The following is a 6,170-nucleotide window of genomic DNA, read 5'->3' as shown; positions in this document are numbered from 1 at the left end:
CTGGACCCTCACCCCCACCACCGCATAACGACAGAGGGGCATCCCCACCCGGGGACACCCCTCCACCAACAACAAGATCTTCAGGAGACTTCTAGCCGGCTGCGCTCGGCCCACGCGGCCACTGGCGGGCCTGCTGCGCCCACGGCCGCGAAGAGGGCGCCGAGGAGGAGCCAGCCGGTGTGGCCCAGCGCGAGTACGGCTCCGGTGAGGACCAGTGGCGCGAGGGCCTGGCCGGCGTCGAAGCCGACGCCGAAGAGACCCTGGTACTGACCCTGGGCGTGTTCGGGGGCGAGTCCGTACCCGAGCGCGTAGCCGCCCGAGGACTCCCACACCTCTCCGACGCTGTGGATGCACACCGCAAGGACCGTGAGTACCGGTGCGACCCACGCGGGAACGTCCGCCGTCAGGGCCATCAGCGGGCAGCTGAGGAGGAACAGGAGCCCCGCGAGGCGGAACGCACGGCCGCCCTGCCGTGGGGTCTCCACCTTTGACCCGACCCGGCTCTGCAGCAGCACGCACACGCCGCTGTTGATCGCGTACACCGCCGCCACCGTCCAGCGCGGTGCGTCGGTGTGGGTGCCGAGCCAGATCGGCAGCAGCAGCGAAATCACCTGGTACTGCAGCCCCATCGCACTGTAGAGCGCGACGAAGGACACGTACGGCCGGTCGGCCAGGACGGACCACTGGCGGTGTTCCCGGGGCCGGGGCAGAGGTCGGTAGTTCGGCACGCCCAGGAAGGCGATCAGTGCGGCCCCGGCGAAGCTGGCGGCGTTGGCGAGGATCAGTGCGGTGTACGCGGGGCGGGTGTTGATCTGCAGCGCGACGGCCGCGCCCAGGGTGCCGACGACCACGCCGAGGTTGACGAAGGTGCGCAGCCGGGCCCGGAAGGCGGCCGGGCGTCCGCCGCCGACCCTGGCGATGAGCGCGCCGCCCGCCGCACCGGCCGCGGTGGCGGCGAGCCGGTCCAGGGTGGCGACGAGGGTGAACGCGAGCCAGCTGTCGATGAGGACGAAGGCCGCCATGGTGGCCGCCTGCATGACGAGGGCCGACAGCCAGACCGTGCGCGGCCCGTACCGGTCGGCCAGGTTCCCCGCCGGTATGCCGGCCGCCAGGCCGCAGAGGCCGGCGATGGTCAGGCCTGCTCCCACCTGGGTGGCGGGCAGGTGCACGACCAGCGTGAAGTAGAGGACGGCCGCGGTGTTGAAGAGGCCGTTGCCGACCCTGCTGATGAAACTGGCGGTGATCAGCGCCCGTTGGGGACGGGAATCCGGAGTTCTCATTAACATGTCGGTCAGGCTAACAAGGGCCGCCACTGCCCTGGCCGGCATGGACCCGCTGGACCGGCTGGATCCGCGCACCGCACCAAACCGCGGTTGCCGCTCTACGCGCTGGGCAGCTACCAGCGGGACGGATAGGGGAGTTGCCTTGTGCCGGCGCCGTCCTGCGGGTGGTAGAGCTCGTGGGCGCGGGCCAGGTCGACAGACCCGTCCTGGTGCAGGTGCAGGAAGTAGTCCAGTTGCCACGCTTGCGCGCTGCCGGCCTGGCGATTGGTCGTGGTCACCCAGGGCGGGTAGACGCGGAAGGCCCGTTTCCCACCGGAACCGTTCGCCGATACGACACCGTGTCGGCGAAACGCGTCCATGGGAAAGACGAACTGGCCGAAGTGGTGGTGGTCGCGGGTGCTGATGACGAAGAGGTCGACGGGGTCCGTGGCGTCGAAGGGCCGGATGGGCCCGGCCGGGGACCTCTTCCAGACGGTGACGAACTGGCCGACCTTGGTGGGGGTCGTCTTGGCCGCACGGAACCGGATGGAGAGGCCGTCAAGGGTGAACTCGTGGGCGGCGTAAGCGGCACCTTCGGCCTCGGGTACGGGCTGCGAGCAAGTGAGCCCGCAGGGGGCGTAGGCGAGTGCCCTCGCCGCAAGGAGATCTCCGTGGGCCGGGGCGGTGTCCGACCACGGTCTGGTGTGGAGATCGGATGAGTACTCGCGGCTCGTCGTCATTCGCCCACCCTGTCACGGGGTGAAGCCTGGCGGTGCCGTCGGCGGCACCGGCGGGCAGTGGTGGAGCGTCACGCCCCGGCGCCACCGGACGCCGCCCGGGAGGTCGAACTGCCCCTGACGGCTCGCCACCGGGATCTTCTCGACGGCCAGCGTGGCCTTGGCCTTGCAGTAACCCGCCCGCACCGCCACCAGCCGGCCCCCGCGTACGACGGCCACGATCCCGTTGAGGTCGAACACCACCTCGATGTCCACCGCGAGGGTGCCCACCGAAGCGCCGTCGACCAGCACGTTCACCGTCGGGTGGTGCACGGACTTGACCCGGTGCTCCAGCAGTGCGACCACCTCCTCGCTGCCCGGGGCGGCGCAGGTGCTCCGCGCGGCCGCCGTGAGTCCCGCGTGGGTGCGCCAGCCGCCGGCCACCAGGTCGACCATGTCCAGGCCCAGGAACCCGTGGACGACACTCGCCGCCTGCTGCGTGGCCGCCCGGAACAGGGCCTTGTCGAGGCCGCTCAGGGCCGTGATCGCGTCCTGCCGGCGGAGGGCGTCGGTGAGCGGTTCGGCGGCTCCCAGGAACGTCCCCAGACTGTACGGGTCATCCGTCGCGACCATCGTCATCGCGTACCTCCTCGATGTTCTGCCGGCCCTTGTCCACATGCGGCTCCAGCCGGACGCTGCGCCCGGGCGTGGCGGGATCTCCCTGGTCGGTCAGTTCCACACGGGCCGGGCCCCACACGCCCGCCTGAGCCGTCACGGCAGGTGACGGGCCTCCTGCAGCCGAGGTGCTTCCCGCCCCCGAGGTACTTCCCGCCTCCGAGGCGCCGCCCACACCCGCCGCCGCACCCGCCCGCAGGACGCGGCGCAGCCCGAAGGCCGCCAGTGCGACCGCCAGGACCACCCCGAGGACGATCCAGAGCAGGCTGTTGGTCTTCGCTGGGGTCTGTCGGGCGACCATGACCGGGACGGTCTCGGTCACCGCGTGGGTGTCCGCGCATTCCACGGTGACCCGGTGAGGGCCCGTGGGCGTGCCCGGCGGGATGGTGGCGGTCGCCTGGAACTCTCCTGAGGCGTCGACCGTGAGCGGGCGCGTCCTCGGCCCGTCGTCCCAGGAGAGCACGACCTGGCGCGGCCCGGCGTTCGCGGGGCAGGCGTCCGGCCGGCCGGAGACGCGCACGGAGGCGCCGGGCGCCGCGGTCATGGTGTGGACCGGTGAGGGCCGGATCGGCGTCGGGGAGGGAGTGGTGGGCCCGGGGGCGGCCTGGACACGGAGACGGGTTTCGGCTTTGATCCGCGGTTCCGCCGCGCAGTACGCCCCGATGACGTGGTCACCGTCGGTGGCGTTCGGGGGCACGGTGAGGCTGGTGCTGAAGTATCCGTCGGCGTCGGGCCTGCCGGAGCCGGGGGGTGCGGCCGTGTCCCAGGTCAGGGCGACGGTGTCGTTCGGGGGGCAGGCGAAGCCGCTCCCGGACAGGGTCGTGGCGGACCCCGGCGTCCCCTGGGACGGATCCGCCGTCAGAGTGGCCGGCGCGACGGTGAACGTGGTGGACACCGCGCGGCCGGTGGCCCCGCACGTCGCCGTGACGGTGTGCGGGCCGTCCTTGGCCCCGTCGGGCACCGTGAAGGCCCCGGTCGTCGGGGGCTGATCGCCGCTGGGCTGGAGGGTCGTGAGGACCGTGCTCGGATCGTCCCAGGTCAGCTGGACAGCAAGGGGGTAGGAGATCTCCCCGGGCGATCGGCAGCTCTGGAAGCCGGACAACGTCACCTGAACCGTCCCGTCCCGGGGCCCGGCGGCCGGTTTCAGGGAGATGGCCCGTTCCGCTGGGGTGCTGGTGCTTCCCGTCGGCGAAGAAGGCGTAGGCGACGGCGTGGGCGCGGGCGTGGGCGACGCCGAGTCCGACGGCGAGGGGCTCGCGCCCGTGGTGAGGACGCCCGTGGTGACGACGGCGAGCGCGGCGAGAAGCGCGGCCAGGCCACGCGGTAATGCCTTCACCAGCGACTCCGTTCTCCGTCCGCCCCGCCGCCGCCATTCTCACCACCGGCCGGTTCGTGTGCACCCCGTGGCGGCGGAGCCGGTCAGGCGGCCGTACGGAGTTCGGAGTACGCGCGCGCCTCGTCGTAGCGGTGGAGCACCAGCCGTGCCACGGCCGGGTGGGCCGCGAGTGGGGCGCTGGTCCACGCCGCCGCCGTGGTGGCCGCGCGGCGGGCGAAGAAGCCCGGGGCGAGGAGGTAGGTGGCGAGCGCCACGTGCGGGTGGCCGGCGGTGTGGAGGGCGGTGACGGCCTGGTGGGGGGTGGGGGTGGCTGCCGAGAGGTGGGCGGCGGTGACGGGGCGGTCGAGGCGGGTGGCCAGGAGGTGGGCCATGCGGGTGGTGTCGGCGAGCGCGGTGGGGTCGGAGGAGCCGGCTCCGGCGAGGACCACGGGGGCGTCGGGCGGGGCGCCGGCTTCGGCGAGGCGGTCGGCGAGGGCGTCGGAGAGCAGCGGGTGCGGGCCGAGGGAGGGGGCGAGCCGGGAGCGGGGAAGGCCGGCGGCGGCGAGGGCGGCCGGGAGGTCGACCCGCAGGTGGTAGCCGGTGCCGAGGAGGAGTGGAACCAGGATCGGTTGCCGGTCGGCGAGTTGGGCGATCGCCTCGTCGAGCGACGGTCGGGCGAGGTCCAGGAAGCAGCAGCGGACGGCCAGTTCGGGGCGGAGCGAGCGAACCACCCTCAGCAGGGCGTGCGTTGCGGCGGATGCCGCCGCGTCCCGACTGCCGTGCGCGACGGCGAGCAGCATCAGCCCGCCGCCAGCCGGTAGCCGCGTTTGGGGACGGTGCGGATCAGTGCGGCGTGCGGCCCGAGCGCGGCCCGCAGGCGGCCGATGGCGGCTTCGACGGCGTGCTCGTCGGCGGAGACGTCCGGCCAGGCGGCGCGGAGGAGTTCGGCGCGGCTGAGGACCCGGCCGGGGCGTTCGGCGAGGGCGCGCAGGACGGCGGCGCCGAGCGGGCTGAGCAGGTGGCTCTGCCCGTCGACCAGTGCGGCGTTCCCCTGGAGGGTCAACAGCTGCCCGGCGACGGTGACTTCGCGCTTGCCGCGGCCCGGGAGGACGTCCGCGAGCAGCCGGACCAGCGCGCCGAGCCGGCCGCGTTCGGGGTGGACGGCGGGCAGTCCGAGGTCGGTGAGCGGGCGGGCGCACAGGGTGCCGACGCAGACCGGCAGGACGTCCGCGCGCAGGGCGTCGAGCAGCGCCTCGTACCGGCCCTCGGCCTCGGCGGCGGTGAGGAGGGCGGTGATGGCGGGGGCGCTGGTGAAGGTGAGCGCGTGCAGTTGGCGGCGTACCGTCTGGTCGAGCAGCCGGCGGACGGCACCCGGGTCCTCCGGGGGCGCCCAGCGGTACACCGGGACGGAGATCACCTCGGCGCCGCGTTCGCGCAGCGCCGCCGCGAAGGCGTCGAGGCGCACGCCGTGTTCCTGGACGGCGATCCGGCGCCCGGTGAGCGGGCGGGCGAGCAGCCAGGTGAGGAGTTCGCCGGTGGCTTCGCTGTCGGGGGAGTACCCCTCGTCCAGCCCGCTGGCGCGGACCGCGCCGGTGGCCTTGGGCCCGCGGCTGAGCACCACCGCGCCCCGGCAGGCATCGGCGAGCGCGGCGCCCCGGCCCCAGCCCTCGGCGGCGCTCATCCAGCCGCGCCAGCCGACGCCGGTGGTGGCCACCACGTAGTCGAGCGGGGCGGCCAGGCAGCGGTCGGTGGCCTCGCGCAGGGCGAGGTCGTCGGCGAGCGGCAGGATGCGCAGCACCGGTGCCTCGACGACCTGCGCGCCGCGCCGGGCGAGCAGGGCGGTGAGCTCCTCGCGGCGGCGGGCCGCGGTGACCCCGACGGTGAAGCCGGTGAGCGGTCCGGGCTGGGGGAGGGTTGCCATGCCGGTCAGCCTGGGGCGTGCGTGTTACGGCGGCGTTGCCCGGCCGTCACCTGCGGGTAAGCGAAAGTGCCGCCGCGATGACGGCAGATGTCCGGCCGTGCACCCCGGTGCCCGGGCGCCGTGAGCGACGCGTTCCGCTGCCGCAACATCCGTGACCCGGCCGCGAAACAGCGGGCGGCGACCTTTCTCGGCATGACGTTGACCAGCCCCACCGCCGGTGTGGCCGCCCCGAGCGGCCTGACCGGCTTGAGCGACCCGGCCCACCCGGCCGGCGCGACCGG

General features: G+C 74.1%; 6 protein-coding genes. All 6 read right to left on the bottom strand.

Annotated features, from left to right (window positions below; translation table 11 throughout):
- Positions 1-80: 80 nt before the first annotated feature.
- A complete protein-coding gene (locus AC0B61_RS25405) occupies positions 81-1,280 on the bottom strand; it encodes an MFS transporter (RefSeq protein WP_471743041.1) in 1,200 nt (399 codons plus the stop codon).
- 116 nt (positions 1,281-1,396) lie between these two features.
- Positions 1,397-2,002: a MepB family protein gene (locus AC0B61_RS25400; protein ID WP_471743040.1), complete on the bottom strand. Its 606-nt coding sequence runs from the start codon at positions 2,000-2,002 to the stop codon at positions 1,397-1,399.
- 12 nt (positions 2,003-2,014) lie between these two features.
- The gene (locus AC0B61_RS25395) at positions 2,015-2,617 is read right to left on the bottom strand and encodes a hypothetical protein (RefSeq protein WP_471743039.1); all 603 of its coding nucleotides are present in this window, start codon (positions 2,615-2,617) and stop codon (positions 2,015-2,017) included.
- Positions 2,595-3,761: a hypothetical protein gene (locus AC0B61_RS25390; protein WP_471743038.1), complete on the bottom strand. Its 1,167-nt coding sequence runs from the start codon at positions 3,759-3,761 to the stop codon at positions 2,595-2,597. The genes AC0B61_RS25395 and AC0B61_RS25390 overlap by 23 nt, the downstream gene beginning before the upstream one ends.
- Before the next feature lie 311 nt (positions 3,762-4,072).
- Positions 4,073-4,768: a sirohydrochlorin chelatase gene (locus AC0B61_RS25385; protein WP_471743037.1), complete on the bottom strand. Its 696-nt coding sequence runs from the start codon at positions 4,766-4,768 to the stop codon at positions 4,073-4,075.
- Positions 4,768-5,889, bottom strand: a complete 1,122-nt coding sequence (locus tag AC0B61_RS25380; RefSeq protein WP_471743036.1) for a uroporphyrinogen-III synthase — start codon at positions 5,887-5,889, stop codon at positions 4,768-4,770. Before AC0B61_RS25380 ends, AC0B61_RS25385 begins: the two co-directional genes overlap by 1 nt.
- Between the last annotated feature and the right edge of the window lie 281 nt (positions 5,890-6,170).

The organism is Kitasatospora sp. NPDC023385, assembly GCF_055664045.1.
This window is presented reverse-complemented; position numbering and strand designations above follow the sequence as displayed.

Excerpts from the sequence above, each read along its gene's own strand:
- AC0B61_RS25405 (WP_471743041.1), bottom strand. The coding sequence starts at position 1,280 with ATGAGAACTCCGGATTCCCGTCCCCAACGGGCGCTGATCACCGCCAGT.
- AC0B61_RS25400 (WP_471743040.1), bottom strand. The coding sequence starts at position 2,002 with ATGACGACGAGCCGCGAGTACTCATCCGATCTCCACACCAGACCGTGG.
- AC0B61_RS25395 (WP_471743039.1), bottom strand. The coding sequence starts at position 2,617 with ATGACGATGGTCGCGACGGATGACCCGTACAGTCTGGGGACGTTCCTG.
- AC0B61_RS25385 (WP_471743037.1), bottom strand. The coding sequence starts at position 4,768 with ATGCTGCTCGCCGTCGCGCACGGCAGTCGGGACGCGGCGGCATCCGCC.
- AC0B61_RS25380 (WP_471743036.1), bottom strand. The coding sequence starts at position 5,889 with ATGGCAACCCTCCCCCAGCCCGGACCGCTCACCGGCTTCACCGTCGGG.